The organism is Paenibacillus catalpae (assembly GCF_900112695.1).
Lineage (GTDB): Bacteria > Bacillota > Bacilli > Paenibacillales > Paenibacillaceae > Pristimantibacillus > Pristimantibacillus catalpae.
This window is the reverse complement of sequence record NZ_FOMT01000001.1, coordinates 975,346-998,036: the sequence shown is the minus strand read 5'-3', so window position 1 is coordinate 998,036 and position 22,691 is coordinate 975,346. Positions and strand designations below refer to the sequence as shown.

Annotated in this window: 23 protein-coding genes; 3 read left to right on the top strand and 20 right to left on the bottom strand. The window is 49.3% G+C overall.

The window, feature by feature from the left end; genetic code table 11:
* The 12 genes from fliF to sucC form a co-directional block, all read right to left on the bottom strand.
* Nucleotides 1–1,584 (bottom strand): flagellar basal-body MS-ring/collar protein FliF, encoded by a 1,584-nt coding sequence (gene fliF / locus BM200_RS04035; RefSeq protein ID WP_091181572.1) that lies wholly within the window; start codon nt 1,582–1,584, stop codon nt 1–3.
* Nucleotides 1,585–1,625: 41 nt separating this feature from the next.
* Nucleotides 1,626–1,937, bottom strand: coding sequence for a flagellar hook-basal body complex protein FliE (fliE, locus tag BM200_RS04030; protein ID WP_091181569.1), 312 nt, complete (start codon nt 1,935–1,937; stop codon nt 1,626–1,628).
* Nucleotides 1,938–1,965: 28 nt separating this feature from the next.
* Entirely contained in the window at nt 1,966–2,421 is a 456-nt protein-coding gene (gene flgC, locus BM200_RS04025; RefSeq protein WP_091181567.1) for a flagellar basal body rod protein FlgC, read from the bottom strand.
* 6 nt (nt 2,422–2,427) lie between these two features.
* Entirely contained in the window at nt 2,428–2,835 is a 408-nt protein-coding gene (gene flgB / locus BM200_RS04020; RefSeq protein WP_091181565.1) for a flagellar basal body rod protein FlgB, read from the bottom strand.
* Between the two features lie 236 nt (nt 2,836–3,071).
* Nucleotides 3,072–3,842 carry a GTP-sensing pleiotropic transcriptional regulator CodY gene (gene codY, locus BM200_RS04015; protein ID WP_091181562.1) on the bottom strand — a complete coding sequence of 257 codons (771 nt, stop codon included), beginning with the start codon at nt 3,840–3,842 and terminating at the stop codon, nt 3,072–3,074.
* A gap of 38 nt (nt 3,843–3,880) precedes the next feature.
* Nucleotides 3,881–5,284, bottom strand: a complete 1,404-nt coding sequence (gene hslU / locus BM200_RS04010) for an ATP-dependent protease ATPase subunit HslU (protein WP_091181560.1) — start codon at nt 5,282–5,284, stop codon at nt 3,881–3,883.
* Between the two features lie 17 nt (nt 5,285–5,301).
* Nucleotides 5,302–5,847 carry an ATP-dependent protease subunit HslV gene (gene hslV / locus BM200_RS04005; RefSeq protein WP_091181557.1) on the bottom strand — a complete coding sequence of 182 codons (546 nt, stop codon included), beginning with the start codon at nt 5,845–5,847 and terminating at the stop codon, nt 5,302–5,304.
* Between the two features lie 31 nt (nt 5,848–5,878).
* On the bottom strand, nt 5,879–7,210 hold the full coding sequence (gene trmFO / locus BM200_RS04000) for an FADH(2)-oxidizing methylenetetrahydrofolate--tRNA-(uracil(54)-C(5))-methyltransferase TrmFO (RefSeq protein WP_091181554.1): 1,332 nt from the start codon (nt 7,208–7,210) through the stop codon (nt 5,879–5,881).
* Between the two features lie 97 nt (nt 7,211–7,307).
* Nucleotides 7,308–9,404 (bottom strand): type I DNA topoisomerase, encoded by a 2,097-nt coding sequence (gene topA / locus BM200_RS03995; protein WP_091181552.1) that lies wholly within the window; start codon nt 9,402–9,404, stop codon nt 7,308–7,310.
* A gap of 27 nt (nt 9,405–9,431) precedes the next feature.
* On the bottom strand, nt 9,432–10,547 hold the full coding sequence (gene dprA, locus BM200_RS03990; protein WP_091181551.1) for a DNA-processing protein DprA: 1,116 nt from the start codon (nt 10,545–10,547) through the stop codon (nt 9,432–9,434).
* A 278-nt stretch (nt 10,548–10,825) separates the two neighbouring features.
* Nucleotides 10,826–11,767: a succinate--CoA ligase subunit alpha gene (gene sucD / locus BM200_RS03985; RefSeq protein WP_091181549.1), complete on the bottom strand. Its 942-nt coding sequence runs from the start codon at nt 11,765–11,767 to the stop codon at nt 10,826–10,828.
* 31 nt (nt 11,768–11,798) lie between these two features.
* Nucleotides 11,799–12,959, bottom strand: a complete 1,161-nt coding sequence (sucC, locus tag BM200_RS03980) for an ADP-forming succinate--CoA ligase subunit beta (RefSeq protein ID WP_091181547.1) — start codon at nt 12,957–12,959, stop codon at nt 11,799–11,801.
* A gap of 314 nt (nt 12,960–13,273) precedes the next feature.
* On the opposite strand from sucC, the gene BM200_RS03975 reads away from it, so the two are divergent.
* The gene (locus BM200_RS03975; RefSeq protein ID WP_091181546.1) at nt 13,274–14,830 is read left to right on the top strand and encodes a YifB family Mg chelatase-like AAA ATPase; all 1,557 of its coding nucleotides are present in this window, start codon (nt 13,274–13,276) and stop codon (nt 14,828–14,830) included.
* A 25-nt stretch (nt 14,831–14,855) separates the two neighbouring features.
* Here BM200_RS03975 and BM200_RS03970 read toward each other — a convergent pair whose 3' ends face one another.
* The 7 genes from BM200_RS03970 to rplS all read right to left on the bottom strand — a co-directional run bounded on the left by BM200_RS03970 (nt 14,856) and on the right by rplS (nt 20,282).
* The gene (locus BM200_RS03970; RefSeq protein WP_091181544.1) at nt 14,856–15,224 is read right to left on the bottom strand and encodes a YraN family protein; all 369 of its coding nucleotides are present in this window, start codon (nt 15,222–15,224) and stop codon (nt 14,856–14,858) included.
* Complete coding sequence (locus BM200_RS03965; protein WP_091181542.1) at nt 15,217–15,522, bottom strand: EscU/YscU/HrcU family type III secretion system export apparatus switch protein; 306 nt, start codon at nt 15,520–15,522, stop codon at nt 15,217–15,219. Before BM200_RS03965 ends, BM200_RS03970 begins: the two co-directional genes overlap by 8 nt.
* Nucleotides 15,519–17,426, bottom strand: coding sequence for a hypothetical protein (locus BM200_RS03960; protein WP_091181541.1), 1,908 nt, complete (start codon nt 17,424–17,426; stop codon nt 15,519–15,521). Before BM200_RS03960 ends, BM200_RS03965 begins: the two co-directional genes overlap by 4 nt.
* Nucleotides 17,427–17,625: 199 nt before the next feature.
* Nucleotides 17,626–18,237 carry a ribonuclease HII gene (locus tag BM200_RS03955; RefSeq protein ID WP_091181539.1) on the bottom strand — a complete coding sequence of 204 codons (612 nt, stop codon included), beginning with the start codon at nt 18,235–18,237 and terminating at the stop codon, nt 17,626–17,628.
* A 5-nt stretch (nt 18,238–18,242) separates the two neighbouring features.
* A complete protein-coding gene (gene ylqF, locus BM200_RS03950) occupies nt 18,243–19,133 on the bottom strand; it encodes a ribosome biogenesis GTPase YlqF (RefSeq protein ID WP_091181538.1) in 891 nt (296 codons plus the stop codon).
* A gap of 20 nt (nt 19,134–19,153) precedes the next feature.
* Nucleotides 19,154–19,831 carry a signal peptidase I gene (lepB, locus tag BM200_RS03945; protein ID WP_091181536.1) on the bottom strand — a complete coding sequence of 226 codons (678 nt, stop codon included), beginning with the start codon at nt 19,829–19,831 and terminating at the stop codon, nt 19,154–19,156.
* Between the two features lie 109 nt (nt 19,832–19,940).
* Complete coding sequence (gene rplS, locus BM200_RS03940) at nt 19,941–20,282, bottom strand: 50S ribosomal protein L19 (RefSeq protein WP_091181535.1); 342 nt, start codon at nt 20,280–20,282, stop codon at nt 19,941–19,943.
* A gap of 334 nt (nt 20,283–20,616) precedes the next feature.
* Here rplS and BM200_RS03935 point away from each other — a divergent pair, with 334 nt between their 5' ends.
* Entirely contained in the window at nt 20,617–21,147 is a 531-nt protein-coding gene (locus tag BM200_RS03935; protein WP_091181533.1) for a C1q-like domain-containing protein, read from the top strand.
* Between the two features lie 139 nt (nt 21,148–21,286).
* The gene (locus BM200_RS03930; protein WP_091181529.1) at nt 21,287–21,880 is read left to right on the top strand and encodes a C1q-like domain-containing protein; all 594 of its coding nucleotides are present in this window, start codon (nt 21,287–21,289) and stop codon (nt 21,878–21,880) included.
* A gap of 64 nt (nt 21,881–21,944) precedes the next feature.
* Here the strand turns inward: BM200_RS03930 and trmD are convergent, their stop codons facing one another.
* Nucleotides 21,945–22,691, bottom strand: coding sequence for a tRNA (guanosine(37)-N1)-methyltransferase TrmD (gene trmD, locus BM200_RS03925; RefSeq protein WP_091183482.1), 747 nt, complete (start codon nt 22,689–22,691; stop codon nt 21,945–21,947).

Sequence of the window (22,691 nt, the reverse complement as noted above, 5' to 3'; positions counted from 1 at the left end):
CTATTCATCCACAAGCCAGGTGCGGAGCAAGTTAACGAATTCATCCGGCTTGCGTTTGGCGAGTGTTTCGAGATTTTTACGAGCCTGACTGTCATTATTAACAGTTTCGAAATCAATGGTTGGGAATTCCGGTTTAGCCTGCGTTTCAAGCAATGCGGCTGCTTCTGCCGCTGCTGCTTCTTCTGCAAGTTTTCTGCGTCTGCGAACGAGCATCACCGTAAGACCTGCGATTAGAGCAAGTGCTGCTGCTCCAAGTCCGATTGCCCACTGCGTCGATAAACCGCTAACCGATGTTCCGGCATCATTAGATGCAAAACTTTGACCGAGAATTGTAACCTTTTTAGCGATTAGATCGTCATCATTAACATCCTGGCCGGAATCAGCCAGTTGTGCACGGACAAGCGCACTTAGGAAATCGGTTAATTCTAGACGGGATTGTTCCGTCAGCTTGCTTTGCTCAACACCAATGCTGATCGAAAGATCCTTCAGCTGATATGGCGCCGACTCAATCTGATTGTTAATGCGGTCATAATCGTAGTTCGTTACCTGGGAGCTTTGCTCGGAGTTGCCATTCGTGCTGTCAGTCGCTGTATATCCGGGAACATCCGTTTCCCCAGTGCCGGCCACTCCGCCTGCCGGAGTCGAACCATTTGTTGTGGTGCTGTTATCCTGCTGTTCACTTACGATAATGCCGTTATTGTTATTGTTCTCAAGCGGTCTTACCAGATTTTCTTGGGTAACCTTCTTATCAAAGTTAAAGCTGCTCGCTACGCTGATGACCAGATTGTCACCAATCATCGGGGATAAAAACTGCTGAATGTTCTTCTTTACTTCAGCTTCATATTTCCGTTGAATGAGGAATTGGCTTTCAGCAGCATCCGTTGCTGCACCAATCTTATTGCCGTCAATTTCCGAAGATACGAGTTCACCTTGCGGGCTTGAGATGGTGATATCCTGAATGGCCAGCTTTGGTACGGCTGTCTTCACCAGATTGTAGTAACCGTCAACCTCTTGCTGACTTGGCCGGTAACCCGGTGTAAAGTTCATCATAATCGAAGCAGATGCCTGCTCCTTCTCTTCCGCCGACAAGAATACCGATTCTTCCGGGAGGTTGATGAGCACTTTCGAGCTTTGTACGCCTTGCATCCGGTTAAGCAATTGCTGAACTTCACCGTTTAGCGCATTGATGTACTTCACGTTAAATTCATTTTCGGTTTGTCCAAAGGCACTTCCGCCCTCGAAAGCCTCAAATCCGATTGATCCGTTTTGCACTAGACCCTGAGAACCAACATCAACTCGGGTTCTTGTCGCTACTGCACTAGGTACTGAGATGCTTTGGCCATCTGCGCTTAATTGATAAGGGATACCATTACCATCCAGGTAAGTCATGATTGCTGCTGCATCTGTGGTGTCTAGATTTTGAAACGCTACTTCATAATCCGTCCGTGTGAAAATGTAAGTCAAAATCACAATTGACAACAACAATACACCAATGGATGCCCCCAGCCCTATTTTTTGTTTTTTGCCCATTTGACTCCAAAACTGCGTGAGTCTCTGACGGTATTGGGCGATTCTTTCGTTCACGTTGTCACCTCACCCAGCTTCTGTCTAGTTCGAAAGCCCTACTATACTGACATCCGCATAATTTCTTGATAAGCATCAATTACTTTATTGCGAATTTGTGTCGTCAGCTGCAAGCTGAGCTCTGCTTTCTGGGAAGCGATGAGGACCTGTGAAACATCAACCTCGCCGATTAAATATTTGTCGTTAAGCTTATGTACTTCTTTCTCCTGTGCATCCACGCTATTCAGCGCTTTCTCCAAGTATTGTCCGAAAGAATTTGTCATCTCAGCAGGTGTTGCCTGCTGCTGCGGTTTAGCAGTTTCAAGCAGCTTGGTAACGGCTTGTGCGGGATTAAGTTGAAACGGTTGAATCATGTCCGTCCCTCCGTCTAGTTATTTTACTTTACTTGCCAATCTCCAGCGCTTTCGCAAACATGGCTTTAGACGCATTAAGAGCTGTTACATTCGCCTCGTACGACCGGGAAGCCGAAATCATATCGACCATTTCTTTCGCCACATCTACGTTAGGCATATTGACATATCCGTTCGCATCCGCATCCGGGTGAGTGGGGTTGTAGACAAGCTTGGTAGGCGACTGGTCCTCAATTATTCTAGTTGCCTTTACACCTTGTGCACCGGAAGTCCCTTCAAGCTGCTTGTTCAGCATATCGGAGAAAGAGGAGATTTGCGTCATTGGTTCGAGTACAACCATTTTCCTTTTATATGGTACGAATTGGCCATTCACATAACCGGCGCGAGTTGTTTCGGCATTTGCGATGTTAGAGGAGATTACGTCCATCCGTAAACGCTGTGCGGTTAGTGCCGAAGCACTGGCATCAAAGCTGCTAGAAATCCTCAATTCCTACTATCTCCCTTCAATTGCGGTCCTCATCATCTTCACATCATGGCTGATTTGTTGAATATAAAAATTGTAGCTAAGTTGGTTTTTAGCAAGCAACGACATCTCGCGGTCGATATCGACGTTGTTTTCGTTGTTGTTCATTTGGGACAGGTTATCCGTTAGAACCTGTGCTGTTGGGACTACTCCAGTAGACCTGCCGATCGGAATATGGCGTTCATTCGTCCTTTTGCCCTTAAGTCCGCTTTGTCCTGCCATTTCCTGACTAAGGATTTCTTCGAACAAGACTTCCGACCGTTTAAAGTTAGGAGTGTCGATATTTGCGATGTTGTTTGAGATGACGCCTTGCCGCATTTCTGCAGCCTTTACCGCGCCTTCCAATCGCCCAAATGACGTGCTGTTCAATACATTCACGTGTGTGTGTCACCACTTTCAGTAGAAGATCATAGTTAACGTATTCAACAGATTGCGAACCATTCCTTCTTTCTTCGACATTAAATTATGAAAAAAATGAGACGAAACTGTCGAGTTTTGCCGACATGATAATATTCAACAATTGTCCAAAATATTACAATAAGAAAAAAGCCCTATCTTTAATTTCAAGATAGGGCTTTACGATGAATTTTCCATAGGATGGTAGTCCCAAGGAATTAATTCTTGATTTTTTCCAGTTCCTGAAGCAGCTGGGTATTTAAAATTTTAATGTAGGTGCCTTTCATCCCCAGCGACCTCGTTTCAATAACACCAGCGCTTTCCAGCTTGCGCAATGCATTCACGATTACGGAACGAGTAATACCGACACGATCCGCGATTTTGGACGCAACCAGCAGCCCCTCTTTCCCTTCCAGCTGCTCGAAGATATGTTCGACCGCTTCCAGCTCACTGAACGACAGCGAACCAATTGCAACCGATACAACCGCGCGGCTGCGCGCTTCCTGCTCAACCTCTTCTGCGCGCTCGCGCAAAATTTCCATGCCGACAATTGTCGAACCGTATTCGGCGAGTACGAGGTCATCATCGTCGAAGGAACCATTCGTCCGTGTGAGGACGAGTGTACCAAGACGGTCACCGCCTCCCGTAATTGGTACCACTGTCATAATTTCCTGTTCTCCTAGCGCCGGAAACGTCTCATATACTCCAGTATCCGGAGCTACGTTTGTTACCGGTTCCAGCATGTCCAGAAATAGGCTGTTACTCACTTGCGGAAAACGCAGCTCTTCAACAGACATGGAACGAAGTTTGTCATGGTCATAAGGATTCACGGCCGCACAGCCAAGAACCTTCCCTTTTCGGCTGACCACAAACACATTTGTCTGTATCGTGCTGCACAATACCTCAGCCATCTCTCTGAAATTGAGCGCTTTGCCGGCTGCACGTTGAAGCAACCGGTTCAGCGTTCTTGTTTTTGTAAGTAAAGTCATGCCAAAGCCTCCCAAAACTCATCCCAACTACTTTTCAACTACAATATATATTGACTCAAATCCCGATTTTTCGCAATGCCCCCCACTTTTTCCCTCACATACTCAGGAGTGATGACCATATGGTCAAGGGAAATATCCGGTGCTTCGAAGGATAAATCCTCCAGCAGCTTCTCCAAAATCGTATGGAGCCTGCGGGCGCCGATATTTTCGGTATTGCGGTTCAAATCCGCTGCGATTGATGCAATTTCTTTAATTGCATCGTCAGAAAATTCAATCGCAATGCCCTCTGTCTGAAGAAGGGCTGCGTACTGCTTCGTTAAAGCATTTTTTGGCTCCGTCAGAATGCTGACGAAATCATCCAGGCTGAGCGACGTTAATTCAACCCGGATCGGGAAACGCCCCTGCAGCTCGGGAATCAGATCAGACGGCTTCGCCACATGGAATGCTCCCGCTGCAATGAACAGGACGTAATCCGTTTTTACCGATCCATATTTTGTCATCACCGTTGAACCTTCCACGATAGGAAGAATATCACGCTGAACGCCTTCACGGGACACATCAGGACCATTGCCTCTGGACGGACTTGCGATCTTATCAATCTCATCGATGAAAATAATGCCGGACTGCTCGGCGCGAGTCACCGATTCCGCGATGACATCATCCATATTGATCAGCTTGTTTGCTTCTTCTTGTATCAGCACTTTGCGGGCTTCCTTAACAGGAAGTCTGCGCTTCTTGGTCTTCTTCGGCATAAATTGTCCCAGCATCTCTTGCATGTTCATGCCGCCCATGCCATCTGGCCCCTGACCGCCAAGCATATCCAGCATGGTAGGACTATTATCCTCGATTTCAACCTCTACGATTTCATTCTCGAGCTTCCCGGCAGCCAAATCCTCGCGCGTCTGTGAGCGCTTCGAGATAATGACCGAATCCTGCTCAGGCTCTTCAACTGTTTCCTTACTGTTCTGCTGATTGCCGAACAGCATCTCAAACGGGTTCTTCGTTTGCTTTTCTTTTGTTTTGGACGGGACGAGAAGCGAAACAAGGCGTTCATTTGCAAGCTTTTCCGCTTTATCCTGAACGCTTTCCGTTTTCTCTGCTTTCACCATCCGAATTGCCGTTTCCACGAGGTCACGGACCATGGATTCTACATCACGGCCGACATATCCGACTTCCGTAAATTTGGTCGCTTCCACTTTGATAAAAGGAGCTTTGACCAATTTGGCCAGACGGCGCGCAATTTCGGTTTTGCCGACACCGGTAGGACCAATCATCAGAATGTTTTTAGGAACAATCTCATCACGAAGCGCCTCGTCGAGCATGCTTCTGCGATAACGGTTACGGAGTGCAATGGCAACAGATCGCTTTGCAGGCTTTTGGCCCACAATATATTTATCGAGCTCGGCTACAATTTGACGAGGGGTAAAAGCTTGATTTACCATATGATTTCTCCTCCGCTTCAGCCAATTTCTTCTACAATAATATTATGATTCGTATAAACGCATATGTCGGCAGCCGTTTCCAGAGCTGCTCTCGCAATCTCTTTGGCGTCCAAATGGGAAGCATGCTTCTGCAGCGCTCTAGCAGCTGAGAGAGCGTAATTGCCGCCCGAGCCGATGGCTAATATGCCGTCATCCGGCTCAATGATTTCCCCGTTGCCCGATATCAGCAGGAGTCCCGTCTGGTCCATGACCAGCATTAAGGCTTCAAGCTTGCGGAGAATACGGTCAGAGCGCCAGTCCTTGGCCAGCTCAACAGCCGCACGCTGAAGGTTGCCGTGATGCTCCTCCAGCTTTGCTTCGAATTTCTCGAACAAGGTAATCGCATCAGCAACTGAACCTGCAAAACCGGCAATAACTTGCCCGCGATACAAACGGCGAACTTTTTTCGCTTTATTTTTCATCACGACGCTGTTTCCGAAGGTTACCTGACCATCTCCGGCAATAGCTCCTTTACCTTCGTGACGCACCGCGCATATCGTGGTGGCGTGAAATTCCATCTCCATCTCTTCGCCCTCCTATATCTCAACAAATACTCTATACGTTAAGATGATCGAAATGTTCCTTCTTGAAGCGCTCCAGGCTATCCAGCGCCCGATTAGCAATAGCTTCATTCTTTTCCTTCTTGTTGCGAATGCGGTTCTCAAGCGGCGGGAATAAGCCAAAATTCGCATTCATCGGCTGGAAATGCTTGAAGTCAGCCGTCGTAATGTAATGAGCCATGCTGCCCAATGTTGTATCTTCCGGCAATACCAGCGGATCAAGTCCACGAGCCAGTCTCGCTGCGTTAAAACCGGCAATAAGGCCGGAAGCGGCCGATTCCACATAACCTTCAACACCAGTCATTTGCCCTGCAAAGAACAATGTGCTGCGGTTCTTGAGCTGGTAAGTCGGCTCGAGCATGCGCGGCGAGTTAATAAAGGTATTGCGGTGCATTACGCCGTAACGGACGAATTCTGCATTCTCAAGACCAGGGATCAGCGAGAATACCCGCTTCTGTTCGCCCCATTTCAGATGCGTCTGGAAGCCTACCATGTTGTAAAGAGTGCCCGCTGCATTATCTTGGCGAAGTTGAATAACTGCGTGTGGGAGCTTGCCTGTATGCGGGTTAACAAGACCAACCGGCTTCATCGGTCCAAACAGCACCGTTTGCTTGCCGCGGCTTGCGATTACTTCGATTGGCATACAGCCTTCGAAGTAAACTTCCTTTTCGAACTCTTTGAGTGCTGCCGTCTCCGCTGTAATCAGTGCTTCATGGAAGATCTCGAACTCTTCTTCCGTCATCGGGCAGTTCAGATAAGCAGCTTCGCCCTTGTCATAACGGGAAGCCAGATAAACCTTGCTCATATCAATGGAGTCTTTCTCAATGATTGGAGCTGCCGCATCATAGAAATAGAAATATTCTTCGCCAAGCAGGTTGCGGATCTTCTCGGACAAGGAAGGTGCGGTAAGCGGGCCAGTTGCAATAACAACAATGCTGTCCTCTGGGATGTCAGTAACTTCCTCGTTACGGACCTCAACAAGCGGATGCTCATGAAGCAGACGCGTCACTTCACCGGAGAAGCCGTCGCGGTCAACGGCGAGTGCGCCGCCTGCCGGTACGGCGTGACGGTCAGCACTGCCGAGAATAAGGGAGTCCAGGCGGCGCATCTCTTCTTTCAATACGCCAACTGCGTTGGCAAGGCCATTCGCACGCAAGCTGTTACTGCATACGAGCTCTGCAAAGTTTTTAGTATGATGGGCAGGTGTCTTGGTCTCAGGACGCATTTCGTATAAAATGACAGGCACCCCTTGGGATGCTATTTGCCAGGCTGCCTCGCTTCCTGCTAGACCTGCTCCAATTACGATGACTGGTTGTTGATGTGACAATGTATTGACCTCCAATATATGTTGCACGGCATTGAAAACACAGCTGTCCTCCCTGCAAAGGGAGGACTGTTAGTGTGGCCGCATCTGTTTCTTTAGTTTAAGCTTGTTCTTGGTCATCTTCCACAATTTCTTCCGAATAATCACAGGACGGGCATATGAGCTTCGCACCGCTGCGGTTGCGTTTCTCGACAAGCATCGAATCGCAGTTCGGACATGGCTTGTTCGTCGGCTTATCCCAGGACACATAGTCGCAGGCCGGATAAGTATCGCAGCCGTAGAAGATCCGTCCCTTTTTGCTGCGGCGCTCGATAATCTTGCCTTTAGCGCATTTCGGGCAAATGACCCCGATATCCTTGACGATTGGCTTCGTATTGCGGCAGTCCGGGAATCCGGAGCAGGCAAGGAATTTACCGAAGCGGCCCATCTTGTACACCATGTGGCGGCCGCATTTCTCGCAAATTTCATCCGAAACCTCATCCTGGATCTCGATTTCCTTCATTTCCTCCTCGGCTACTTCCAGCCGCTTCTCGAAAGATTCGTAGAAGGAAGAAAGAACTTGAACCCAATCCTCAACTCCATCTTCAACATGGTCAAGATCCGTTTCCATCTTCGCCGTAAACTCGGAATCGAGAATTTCAGGGAAAAATTCCTCCATCAGCTGATTAACCAGATCACCAAGTTCGGTTGGAATAAACTTCTTCTCTTCAATCGCAACGTAACCGCGTTTCTGAATCGTTTCGAGCGTTGGAGCATACGTACTAGGACGGCCTATTCCAAGCTCCTCGAGCGTCTTGACCAGTCTTGCCTCGGAATAACGCGGCGGCGGCTGGGTGAAGTGCTGCTTTGGATCAATGGAATCGGAGGTGACTACATCCCCGATTGCAAACGGCGGAAGGAACTTGTGCTCTTCCTCTGTGCCATCATCATTGCCCTCAACATACACCTTCATAAAGCCGGCAAACTTGATTTTGGACCCGCTTGCGCGGAAAATCACATCGCCTGATGCCAGATCCACCGTCATTGTATCCAGTATGGCGGACGCCATTTGGCTGGAAACGAACCGTTCCCACACCAGCTTATACAAACGGAACTGATCGCGGCTGAGGAACGGTTTCATCGATTCAGGATCACGAAGCGTCGACGTTGGCCGGATCGCTTCATGGGCATCCTGGGCATTGCTGTTCTTTTTAAGATAGACGCGCGGCTGCTCAGGATAATACGTCGGGCCGTATTTGCCCTCGATGTACTCCTTCGCTTCTTCCTGGGCGACAGGAGAGATCCTGGTCGAGTCCGTTCTCATATAGGTAATGAGACCAACTGTCCCTTCCTTGCCGAGCTCAACGCCTTCATACAGCTGCTGAGCAACTGACATCGTCTTGGAAGCGCGGAATCCGAGCTTACGAGCTGCTTCCTGCTGCAGTGAGCTTGTAATAAACGGCGGTGCGGGATTGCGGAGACGTTCTTTCTCTTTGACTTCGGCTACCTTGAACTGGTTGCCGGATAATGCTGCCAGAATAGTCTGCATCTCCTGCTCGCTACCCAGCTCACGCTTCTCGCCTTTGATCGAATGATACTTTGCTTCGAACGGTATGCCTTGCTGGGTAAGCTTAGCGGTAATCGACCAGTATTCCTCCGGAATAAAGGCATCAATCTCATTCTCGCGGTCAATGATCAGCTTTACGCATACAGATTGTACACGGCCGGCAGATAATCCTTTCTTGACCTTTTTCCATAGAAGAGGACTAATCTTGTAACCGACAAGCCGGTCCAGGATCCGTCTGGCTTGCTGGGCGTTTACGAGATCCATGTTAATTTTACGCGGAGTTTTGAAAGCATCCTTTACGGCCTGCTTCGTTATTTCATTAAATACAACACGACAGGTGTCCGACTCGTCCAGTTCCAGATAATGAGCCAGATGCCAAGCGATCGCTTCTCCTTCGCGATCGGGGTCGGCTGCAAGAAAGACATGTTTCACTTTCTTGCTTGCATCCTTCAATTCTTTCAATACACTGCCCTTGCCGCGGATCGTAATATATTTCGGTTGAAAACCGTTCTCTACTTCGACGCCAGTCTGACTTTTGGGCAAATCGCGAATATGGCCCATCGATGCTTTAACGATATATTTGCTGCCCAAATATTTGCCGATCGTTTTGGCTTTGGCCGGTGATTCTACGATTACTAATGAATCTGCCACGTTAGGCGCCCCCTCTCTCACTACATGTTACAACGCTATATAAACTGCCCCTGGCTGTTGTTCGATTTTCCGTTTTATACATAAATTTATCAGAAGTGCGCTTAAATGTCCAAAAGGGATCATCGTAAGCTGGTGCAATTCGTTAATTGTAAGCGGACGATCGCGCAGCAGATCGATGATTCTCTGCTCTTCGGCACTCAGGTTTGCTGCCCTGGCAATCGATAGCTTCGGTTCTGTCAAAGCCGCGAGCTTCTCATGCAGCCAGCTGTATTCCTCTAGAATATGACTGACACTGCTGACGAGCTTTGCTCCCTCACGGATTAGACTGTTTGGCCCTTCGCTCTTAGGTGAAGAGACTGGCCCGGGTATAGCAAATACGTCCCGCCCCATCTCAAGCGCCTGGTCTGCTGTTATCAGCGAACCGCTGCCCTTCGCTGCCTCGACAACAATCGTACCCAGGGATACTCCTGCTATGATCCGGTTGCGAAGCGGAAACATTCCGGGATGTAACGGTGAACCGACCGGTGACTCTGACAGAATCAACCCTTCCCGGATAATTTGCTGGTACAGCGACCGGTTCTCGGCCGGATAACAATGATCGACGGGACTCGCCAGCACAGCTATCGTGCTTCCTTCGCCCCGTAAAGCCGCTTCATGGGCTTTGCTGTCGATCCCTCGGGCAAGACCGCTAACAACCGTCAAACCTTGCTGAGAAAGCTGCTCAGAGAGCGACAGAGCGGTGTGTCGGCCATAGGCGCTGGGATTTCTTGTACCCACCATCGCGATGGACGGCCTCTTCAGCAGTTCTAGTCTCCCAAGTGCGTAAAGCACCCATGGCGGCTGCGGTATCCTGCGCAGGTCATCCGGGTATTCCTCATCATATGGTGTAAGGACGGCTGCGCCAAGCTCCTGTGCACGGATATAAGGCGCTTGAGACCAGTCGAATGGCTCACTCCATCTTTTGGCCGCGGTCTCTGCTTGTGCGCGTCCGAAGCCTATGGCAAGCCAATCCGCTTCGTTTGTACCCTCAAGCGACTCCCAAGCTTTATGAGCAACCGCTTTCTGAACGGTATGCCATCCAATCCCCGAACATTCATGCAGCATGATAACCATCTGCTTACATTTATCAACATTTAGCGTCATTACAGCTGTCCTCTCCTTAGTGGAGATCAGCCTGCATTCCTTCCTATTCTGCGTTACATGGCAAAAGAATGCAAGTCGACCCGAAATTTTCACAAAAAAAAGCAACCTTTCAAGCCCTAAAAGGGCATTGAAAGGTTGCTTACCTTTAAAATATAAGAAAGTATATGGTTTTTCGCTATACTGGGCTTATATTTCATCCGCGAAACGGTTCGCTGCGCCACTTATAGAGTGACGCAGCCAATTTACGTTCGCTTCATTAATATGCTTATTGTGTGCTGCTAGGCTTGTGCTACACCAGTCGTGCATTTCTCAAGCAGGCCTTGTGCTTCAAGCACCGATACAAGAGTAGAGCCCATGTCGGAAGGCGTTGGAGCAACTTTAATGCCGCATGCTTCCAAAGTCGCGATTTTTTCTGCAGCAGTACCTTTACCGCCGGAAATAATGGCGCCCGCATGTCCCATACGTTTGCCCGGAGGAGCTGTAGCGCCGCCGATGAAGCCTACAACCGGCTTCTTCATGTTCGCTTTGATCCACTCAGCAGCTTCTTCTTCTGCCGTGCCGCCGATCTCACCGATCATAATTACCGCATAAGTATCCGGATCTTCGTTGAAACGGTTCAGGATATCGATAAACTCGGAGCCTTTAACAGGGTCGCCGCCGATACCAACCGCGGAAGATTGACCAATGCCGCGGGTCGAAAGCTGATGAACCGCCTCGTAAGTCAGCGTTCCCGAACGGGATACAACGCCTACATGGCCTTTTGTATGAATGTAGCCCGGCATAATGCCGATTTTGCACTCGTCTGGTGTAATAACGCCTGGGCAGTTAGGACCGATCAGAGTCGTTTTGCTGCCTTCCATGTAACGTTTTACTTTAACCATGTCCAGAACCGGAATGCCTTCGGTAATACAGATAACAAGATCAAGACCGGCGTCTACCGCTTCCATGATCGAGTCAGCTGCAAATGCTGGCGGTACATAGATTACCGATGCTGTTGCACCAGTTGCTGCTACCGCTTGCTCTACCGTGTTGAATACCGGAAGAGATACAACTTTGCCGTTCTCCAGCGTGATGTCGACGTTAGTGCCGCCTTTACCAGGAGTTACGCCGCCTACCATTTGCGTACCGTATTCCAATGCGCCTTTCGCATGGAACAAGCCAGTTGCGCCTGTAATCCCTTGAGTGATTACTTTTGTGTCTTTATTGACCAAAATGCTCATCGAATTTCACATCCCCGTTAATGAATTCGTACTATTTGACGAGATTAACGATTTTTTGCGCGCCGTCTGCCATCGAGTCAGCTGCAACAATGTTTAATCCCGATTCGTTCAACATTTTTTTACCAAGCTCAACGTTAGTACCTTCCAGTCTTACAACCAGCGGACGGTCCAGGCCAAGCTCTTTCGCAGCAGCAATAACGCCGTCAGCGATTACGTCACAACGCATAATGCCGCCGAAGATATTAACGAAAATACCTTTTACGTTCTCATCGGACAGAATGATCTTGAACGCTTCCGTTACTTTCTCTTTTGTAGCGCCGCCCCCTACGTCCAGGAAGTTGGCAGGGTCGCCGCCGTAGTATTTGATGATGTCCATAGTTGCCATTGCAAGACCAGCGCCGTTAACCATACAGCCGATATTGCCTTCAAGGGCAATGTAGCTCAGGTCATATTTCGATGCTTCGATCTCTTTTGCATCTTCTTCTTCCAGGTCGCGAAGCGCCACGATATCTTTGTGACGGTAGAGTGCGTTGGAATCGAAGTTCAGCTTAGCGTCAAGGGCCATAACATTGCCGTCGCCAGTAACAACAAGCGGATTGATCTCAGCGATCGAGCAATCTTTGTCAACAAAGGCCGTGTACAGAGCGATCATGAATTTAACCGCTTTGTTAACAAGTTCGCTAGGAATGTTGATTGCATAAGCAAGTTTGCGTGCTTGGAACACTTGCAGACCAATTGCAGGATCGATAACTTCTTTGATGATTTTTTCAGGCGAATGAGCTGCTACTTCTTCAATCTCCGTGCCGCCTTCTTCAGAAGCCATCATCGTTACGCGGCCTGTACCACGGTCAATAACAACACCTACATAGTATTCTTTCTTGATGTCGCAGCCTTGCTCGATAAGAAGACGTTTCACTTCTTTACCTTCAGGGCCAGTTTGATGAGTAACGAGCACTTTGCCAAGAATTTCGCTGGCATATGCACGAACTTCATCGATGTTTTTCGCTACTTTAACGCCGCCCGCTTTACCGCGGCCGCCAGCGTGAATTTGCGCTTTTACCACTACCACCGGGGTACCCAGTGCTTGAGCTGCTTCTACCGCTTCATCAACGGAGAACGCTACCTTTCCTTCTGGAACAGCAACACCGTACTGTTTCAGGACCTCTTTGCCTTGATACTCATGGATATTCATTGTTTGAAATCCTCCATTTCACAGACTCGACTTCAGTCATATGTACACAAACCTTAATTATTGTAGCATTATTTATGCCATATTTCGACCCTTCGGGTTTTGGTTTTTTGATATGGATTTGATCTCAAAATGAGATTAAACAACCGACGGCCCCCCGTAGTATGCCCTATTTTTTAGAAGAATTCATACTTCTTTTTCCATTATTGACAGACTTGTGATTCTTCCACTATGATGTCGTTAACGATAACTTTATAAAAACGAGATACGGACGTAAGGAAGCACCTTCATCCCATTATTTGGAGGTGCTTTTTGTTGTGTTCAGTTTAATGCATAGCAGCAGTGTGCTTGGCGTGGAAGGAAAAGGAATTTCGGTAGAGGTAGATATCGCAAGCGGACTTCCTCAAGTCAGTGTTGTTGGACTGCCGGATCCTGCCGTACGGGAATCCGTGGAACGGGTTCGGGCAGCGATCAAGAACAGCGGTTTCTCCTTCCCTCTTGACCGAATTACCGTTAATCTCGCACCGGCGGATCTGCGCAAGGAAGGTACGGCATTTGACCTTGCAATTGCGGCAGGTATCTTAACCGCAAGCGGACAGCTGGAAGCGCGGCCTTTCGGACAAACGATGCTGATTGGAGAACTTTCCCTAAATGGTGAGATTAGGCCTGTACCCGGCGTATTAGCCATGATTGAGCAAGCGAAACGTTCAGGGATCCGGAAGGTGCTCCTTCCGCTTGCTAACGCGAGGGAAGCCGCATGGATAACGGACATGGAGCTGTATGCCATTACCCATCTGAAGGAGCTGCTTACTCCTAACAAGGGGGCAGAAGCATGGTCAGATATCCGGTTCGATGCTGCAGCCAGCCGGCTGAACGCCTCGGCTGCAGCTGAAGAGGAGCATGCTGAAGGATATAGCGATTACAGCGATGTATACGGGCAGCAACAGGCCAAGCGCGCGTTGTTAATTGCAGCTGCAGGGAAACACAACATCCTGTTCGCAGGGCCTCCAGGAACGGGTAAGACGATGATGATCCGCCGTCTTCCCGGCATACTTCCGCCGCTTACCGAGGAAGAAGCGCTCGAAGTGACCAAGATTTACAGCGCGGCTGGCAAGCTATCTACAGATGCGAGAGGATTGATCCGGATAGCGCCATTCCGCTCCCCCCATCACACCATATCCGCTGGCGGTTTGATTGGCGGCGGTTCCGTGCCGAAGCCGGGCGAGGTTACCCTGGCTCATCATGGCGTGCTGTATCTTGACGAATTGCCGGAGTTCTCCCGGACGGTACTTGAGGTACTGCGTCAGCCGCTGGAGGACGGTATCGTTACTATTGCACGCTCCAGAGCTGTTTTTCATTTTCCGGCCAAGCTAATGTTAGCAGTGTCGTTTAATCCTTGCCCCTGTGGTTACGCAGGGCATGAAACAACGGAAAAAAGGTGCACCTGCAGTGATTCTGCGATTGCCAAATACAGAAGCAAGATGTCCGGACCGCTGCTGGACCGGATCGATATACAGCTCGAGGTGCCAAGGCCGATTGAATTGGAAGGCGGGTCAGGCGATGCGCCAGCAGTGGGCTCTGCTCAAATGAGGCAGCAGGTGCTGCAAGCCAGAGCCAGAAGAGAACAAAGAGACAACGAGCTGGGCCTAAAGTCAGGCATGCGATTGTCCGGCACCGCTCTTCGGCGCTCTATTCTAATGAAGAAAGAAGCATTCGAACTGCTCGATAATGCCCTAACCGTGCTGAATATCAGCATGCGTGCGTATGACCGAATATTGCGGCTGGCAAGAACAATTGCGGATGTGGAAGGCAGCGAGTGGGTGGAAGATGTCCATCTAGCAGAAGCCATTCAATACCGGAGACTTGATTTATAAAAGGATAAAAGCGGCTTTCTACACACTAGAAGGCCGCTTTTATATGTTTTATTTCGCTTATGGAATCATCATGGTTCATCATCACCGCTATGACGTCAAAACGCATTGGCGGATAGGCCAATTGACGCATTCGCAAATACACCTGGGCGATTAGCGCTACCTGCTGCTGCTTGCGTCGGTCTACCGATTCGGCCGCCGTGCCGAATCGCCCTCCTGCCCGCCTTGTTCTTACCTCAACGAAAATTAGGGTTTTATCGATTGCTGCGATAATATCAATCTCGCCGGAGCGGCAGCGCCAATTCCGTTCGATAATGGTATATCCTTCAATCTCAAGGTACTGACAGGCTGCCGCCTCCCCAGCCTGTCCGGTATGCCTTCTTCGGTCCTCACTCATCTATATCCCTCGCTTTTTGGTCTGACCGATAGACAAAGCTTAAAATCTCGGCTACTAACGTATAGAGCTCAGGCGGAATAGACTGATCGACATCAAGCTTGGACAATACCTCAACTAATGACGAATCCTGCTGTACCGGCACATTATGCTCTGCCGCCTGTTCCAATATTTGCTCGGCCAAATATCCTCTGCCTTTAGCGGTTACGACCGGCGCTTTATTGACGCCAGGCTCATATTTAAGCGCTACAGCCTTTCGAACCGATTTTTTCTCCTTGCCGCTCTTCTGCTCCGAACTCATGCTCGTAAGTCGACTCCTTTGTAGCGCGTGTTCACGAATTGAGCCGGATCCGGCACGCTAAGCCTTACCTCTTCTCCCTCTTCGTTGTTCGTCCTTGTTGGTGTTGCCCGAAGAGACAAGAGCTGATAGCCAGCTTGATTAAGACTTGCGGTCATTTCTGCCCGGGTGGAATCAACAAGAGCTGAAATCGCGGGATGATCATTCCATAAGGTGAGGCTGACGATTTTGTCCATCACATTCACGTCAACCAGCGTTGGCCCTAATGTCTTCATAGACAAATCAAATAACAACCTGCAATTCGCTGCATCCAGCTGACCTTGGCGCCCTCTTCTCGTTTGAATATGAACAGAGGCCGTTTGATTGCCATCTGGACCAACGAGTGGAACAAACATGGTCAGGTGAGAAAAGACCGCGCCGTTACGCTCCGGCGTTAACATAAGCTGCTGCCCCGTAATATGCTGCACAAGCTGCTGAGCAGCCTCGCGCAAAGCTGGAGGCGCATCGCTGGAGGAAGCAATAGCGAGCAGCGTACTCTTGAGAGACTCCTGTGCAGCTGGCTGCTTCACATCCTCTGAGCTCATGCTTTCCGAACTAAGCTGTTGAGAGGTAATTCCTGACGCCGTTAAATCACGGTGCCTCTCAGCATGGACAAGCTTCTGGTCCTTATCATGAGGAACTGTCCCTTCAGTCTGTTCCTGCTGCTGTGCCGGAATCTGCTGGTTATTCGAGCTTGGACGCGTCTCCGATGAGCGGACTTCAGCCTGTACCGCCTGCTGACGCACGGGCTCAGCCGGGCTTTGGCTCCGTCCAGGTTCCGATTCAACCAACTCCTGTGCATTCGCTGCATTGTTGCCTTTTGCGGCAGCAGCTTCGTGCTCGGGAATTAGGACAGCTCCCTGGGCCAGCGGTGCCGGCAATTGCTTCGACAATTGGTTCTCGTAGTCGACGCCCATCCATTTCATCAACTGACCCAGCCAATTGTTAGCTGGCGCGCCAGGACGCGCGGCCTGCTGCAACGTGCTTTGTTCCGCGGGCTCCGCCGCGGCAGGCGCTGGCGCTGGCGCCGACGCTGGCGCGGCTTGGCCGCCCGCGCCTGCTGCATCGGCACGCTGCGCGGCTGCTGCGCCTGCCGCTGCCGGCGCCTGCGGCACTGCTGCCGCGTGCGGCTGCTCCGCCGTGGCCGCGGCGCTTTGCAGCGCTGCGCCTTCGGCTAGCAGCGCCGTAAGCCGCGCAGCCAGCTGCGGCAGCGTCTGCGGCGCGCTGCCGGCTGCGCCAGCCCGCGGCGCGGCTGCGCCCGCGTCATCGCCGGATGCTTCGCCGGCGATGACTGCAAGCTGCTGCTGCAGCGAATCAAGCAGTTCGTGCGCCGGACGCCCGAACATCACTTGCTGCAGCGCATTTACCGTGCCGGCTGACATCGGCAGCCCGCGCTTTAGCCCGGCCGCAGCCGCCTGCAACCATTGCTCGGCATCTGCTTCGGGAGGCATGGCTCCCGAAGCCGCCCGCAATGCAGCAAACGTATCCCGGTTCATCGGGACACCGTCTTTTCTCAGATCCTTCAAGATGTTGCTTGCCCACTCCAGATCGGGTAATCCGCTTTGCTTCAGCCAATTTTCCTTCAATGCATCATCAAGACCCGCCTGATTCTCAACCTGCTTCAGAACAACCATGCCGCCTGCCGATTGCGGCTGCACCTGAAGCATGGCAAACTTGCCAGGCTCTAGAGGAAGCTCCAGAACGGCACGCACCTGCACTCCGTTTATTTGAACAGTTGCTTCATTATTATCAAATACCTGCAAGACGACTCCTCTGACAACCTGTCCCGGCTTAAGCTCCAGCTTTCGGGTATCCCCGCTGCCCGAGGCTTCGCCCAGCAGCCCTCTTACCATTTGCCCAATGTTCATTTGGTCACCTTCTTCCGCTGTGGCATAACCGTTAATGTCACAACGTACAATTTGTTACTTTATTTATCGGCTTTTCGCCTCGTTCAATGAAGAAGTTATTTGAATAAACACCTAACCCCAATTCGCCAGAAAAAAAAAGACAACGTATCGCTTTAAAGCAAGCCATACGCTGTCTTTGCACACAAATGTATAAGGAATTTTAAAATAGCTGTTGTTGTTCTACAAATATTTTACCTAAAAAAGACTTGCGGTGAAGCGGACTTGCTCCATATTCGAGCAGCCGCTCCCGGTGGAGCTTGGTCGCATATCCCTTATGTATCGCAATCCCGTACTCCGGATATAATGGTTCCCACTCATTCTCGCACAGCCGGTCGCGTGTTACTTTAGCGATAATCGAAGCGGCTGCAATCGACTGGCTCGTTGCATCCCCTTTAATAATCGCAAGCTGCGGCTTAGGCATATCCACCTTTTCCGCATCAACCAGCAAGTAATCCGGCTCTGTCTGCAGAGATTCCAGCGCGATCTTCATAGCAAGCCTTGCTGCCTGCTTAATGTTGATCCTGTCGATGGTCTCCGCATCCACACGGGCCGCAGCCCAAGCGAGACTTTGATCTAGAATGATGTCATAGAGCTCATTCCGCTTTTTCTCCGACAGCTTCTTGGAATCATTAACACCTTCAAGCACAAGATGAGGCGGTAAAATAACCGCAGCCGCGACAACATCTCCGAACAAGCAGCCTCTTCCTACCTCATCTACGCCGGCAATTGCGGAATATCCCTCGTCCCATAACCTTTGTTCATATTCCAGCACGTTCTCTACTCCCCCGGTCTTCCTGCTGCTGCCGGGAAAGGCGCTTCCAGCGTAATACGTCCAAGCTTACCTGCACGAAGCTCCCGCAAAATAATGCCGGATGCTTTCTCCAGGTTAACATGTCCTCCGCTCACCAGACAGCCTCTGCGGCGTCCGATATCTTCCATTATCCGAACGATCTCATCCGAATCTGTCGGATCAGCAGGCGGTGTGTCAAGCTCGAATCGTTCCTTCAAGGCCGGCCAATATCGTTCCGCAAGCTCACGAACCGCGAAGAACGCAATGTCTTCCACGTTCAGGATTTGCTCTCTAATTGCACCTGTCATTGCAAGGCGAAAGCCAACCAGCTCGTCTTCGAATTTCGGCCACAAAATACCCGGTGTATCCAGCAAGTCCATCTCATAGTTCGTTTTAATCCACTGCTGGCCCTTCGTTACCCCCGGCCGATCGCCTGTAATGGCAATATTACGTCCAGCCAAACGATTGATCAGCGTAGATTTACCAACATTCGGAATACCAACAATCAATCCACGCATTGCGCGAGGGTTCATCCCTTTTGACAACTGGCGATCGATTTTCTCCTTCAGGATTTCCTTCGCCTTCATTGGAATATCTCCAATACGCGTTCCTGTCGAAGAATCAACTGCTACCGTTTCATGACCTTCGTACTTGAAATATTCGATCCATTGCTCTGTGACCTTCGGATCAGCTAGATCCGACTTATTCAAAACAATCAGCCGCGGCTTGCCGCTCAAAATCTCATCAACCATAGGATTACGGCTGGAAAGCGGAACACGCGCATCCAATAGCTCAATGGCAATATCGATTAGTTTTAACTTCGCTTGTATTTGCCGTTTTGCCCGGGTCATATGACCGGGAAACCATTGAATGGTCATTTCCTCACCTCATTGCAACATTACCAGTGCACTTTGTAGTGCTTAATGATGCTGATTTTATTTAATGGCCAGAACATGGCATCCGCCCGGCCGATAATTTCTTTCTCAGACACGAAGCCGATATCACGGCTGTCTTGGCTATTACCGCGATGGTCGCCCATAGCGAATATTTTACCGTCAGGCACAACGGACTCCGATACATTCGCATTCGGGAAATCCGGACCTGTGTTATAGAGTTCACCATTTGCATGAGCGGATTCGATGGCTTCTTTAATGTAAGGCTCATCCACTTTTTGCTCATTGATGAAGACATCGTCCCCAACAACTTTGATCGTGTCGCCAGGTACACCGATGACCCGCTTAATGAAGTCTCTGCCTTGATCCGGCACATGGAAGACAACAACTTCTCCATGATGGGGTTCGCGCATTTTGAAAATCAGTTTATTTACGATAAGACGTTCGCCCGTGTAGAAGTTAGGTTCCATAGACGGTCCTTCAACAATAAAAGGTGAGAACAGAAATGTACGGATAACAAACACGAGAATGACAGCAATAGCGAGCGCCTTAATCCAGTCTACAATTTCCTTGTAGGCACGTCCGCCTTTTTTTGCGTCAGCGGGTCCTGATGTATTCAGTACAGATCCATCGATTACTTCCGATTGTTGATTCGAATCTTCATTATGTTGTTGTGAATTCACCAGTACGCCTTCTTTCCATTCTTTCTATAGTGTCCCTATTCGTACATAGCAAGTCATACAAAATAACGAAAAGGAGCTTGTTTGAGCAAGCCCCTCTTGTCGTTTAATCTTAACGAATTTCTTTAATTCTTGCAGCTTTACCGCGCAGTTCGCGAAGGTAGTACAGTTTCGCACGACGTACTTTACCGCGACGAGCCACTTCGATTTTCTCGAGTTTAGGCGAATGCAGTGGGAAAGTTCTTTCCACACCAACACCGTAAGAAATTTTACGAACCGTAAACGTTTCGCTAATTCCGCCGCCGCGACGTTTAATTACAACGCCTTCGAAAAGCTGAATCCGCTCACGCGTGCCCTCGATAACTTTAACGTGTACTTTCAACGTGTCACCTGGACGAAAGTTAGGAAGATCTTGACGAAGCTGTTCTTGCGCAATCGTTTGTAAAAGATTCATCTTAGTTTCACTCCTTCCACCATAGACGTTCTTAATAGCTCTCTCTGCTCCATCTGAACAGTGTCATCACTATTAGCGGACCGCCCGATTAATACGAACAACATTTGAAATTTTACCACAGTGTACAACTTTTTTCAACCTATATTATTCTCTAAACCCAATTTCCCTAGCATTAATATTGCCAAAATGTTTATTCATTAAACTCCAGTCGAATTCATAAACCACAAAGCCTCTGGATTGCCCTTATTTCCTGGCATCACCGCTCCAGCCGTCTCTATGAATTCAACTCTTCCATATAGTAAGGTATAAAAACGGATAGAAATGAGGCAATGTTATGTCGATTAAAAGAGTTGAGAGCAAGGTGAAAGGCAGTTCAAACAGCAAGAAGAGCAGCAGCACAAAGGGAAAGCTTGTGATCCGTGCTTCAAACCGCAAAAAAGGTAAGCGAACCAGAACGATTCGAAAATCTGCTTTTCGTGCAGTCTCCAACCAATTCCAAACTGTTTTATCCACCAGAGTTCCACAGGTCATTTATGCTCAAGAAGAATTTGACTTAGAGAATGAGTACAACCCCGCTACATCCACTTTTACTCCAGAACAAAATGGTGTCTATAGCTTCACTGCATCCGTATTATTTGGTTCAGAGCCAGTAACTTCAGTGAGCGTTACCTTAGCTGTTCTAGTAAATAATGATGTAAAACTCTCATCTCTTGAAACTTTAAGCTCAGGACGTGGAATAGTTCTTACAACTGGAATTGTACGACTTCGCAAAGGAGATGCCGTTACAGTCGTCATTCAAACGAGTGCTGAAGGTTTCATCTCGACTAGTACGGGTACGCGTTTTGAAGGCTTCCGGGTCCGTTAAATCGGACTTGCATACCGCCCATTTCATAGATTTCCCCGCTATCGCCGTCTCTATCAAATGGATTCCGCCATACATTAATGTATTGCTAGATTCGAGGCTTAGCAATCATCCAAATTTAACAGAATGGAGGTAATGAACAATGCCGATGAAGAAACAAGCAGTAAAAATCAAAGCTGCTGCCAAAGGCAGTGTCAAAACCAAGAAAGTTGTAAGTACGTCGGGATATGGATTGGGATCCAGTAAAAAGAAATCCGGATACGGCTGCAAACCGGCAAAAGCGGTAAGCAAACCAGTTAAATCTGTCGCTATAAAAAGCTGTAAAAAACGTTCCCGCAAATCGGCTTTCCGCGCATTGGCAAACCAAACCCAACCGATTCCAGCTAGTACGTTCATACAAATTGAATTTAGCCAAGAACAATTTGACCTAGGGAGAGAGTATAACCCCGCCACTTCAACCTTTCGTGCGAAACGAAGCGGGATCTATACCTTTGTTGCAAGTGTCTTATTCAACATCACACCAACTGCTGCTTCATCAGTAATCCTCTTCATTACGGTTAATAATGACCCAGTAGCAGTTAAATCTGGGGGTGGTGGCTTCATAGATATAACTACTATCGTAAAACTGAAGAACGGCGACGATGTACAGGTTAGATTCTTATCTGAACAGCCAGGCGAAATAATTGCTGATGGAGCAACACGTTTTGAAGGCGTTCTAAACCGCGTTACCAAGTAACTGGACGAGCATCTAAAAAAAAGAACCGCCTGTTCCGCCTGATCGGCTGGATGACGGTTCTTTTTTATGTGGTTTGATTCTGCTCTTGTGTAGCCAGCCATTTACGTTCCTTATCGGTCAGCTCTGCCTTCTCAAGCAAATCAGGGCGGCGCCTCAGTGTCCTCAGGAGAGATTGCTCGCGCCGCCATGCTTCAATCTTCGCATGGTTGCCTGATATGAGCACCTCTGGCACTTCCCAGTCCCTGAATACAGCAGGACGAGTGTAATGCGGGTACTCCAGCAGGCCCGTGCTGTACGAATCCGTCACAGCCGACGACTCATTCCCAAGGACCCCCGGGAGCAGCCGGACAACGCTGTCTATGACCGTCATAGCAGGAATTTCGCCGCCAGTTAGTACATAATCCCCAATCGACAGCTCATCGGTCACCAAATATTCTCGTATACGCTCGTCATAACCCTCATAATGGCCACAGATCAGCACAAGATGCTCTTCCTTTGCCAGTTCTTCCGCTTTCTTCTGCGTAAAGGTCTCGCCCTGCGGGCACATCAGGATAACGCGGGGACGTGAACCGCCTTCCTTCTTGGCCATTAGATCCTCCACAGCACCAAAGACCGGCTCTGCCTTGAGCACCATTCCGCCGCCGCCACCGTACGGATAGTCATCAACGGTGTTATGTTTATTATTCGAATATTCACGGAAATTAATCGCTTCAAGCGACACAATTCCTTTGTCCTTTGCTTTTCCCAGGATGCTCGCGCCAAATACGCCGTCGAACATTTCAGGGAACAGCGTTAGCACATCAATACGCAT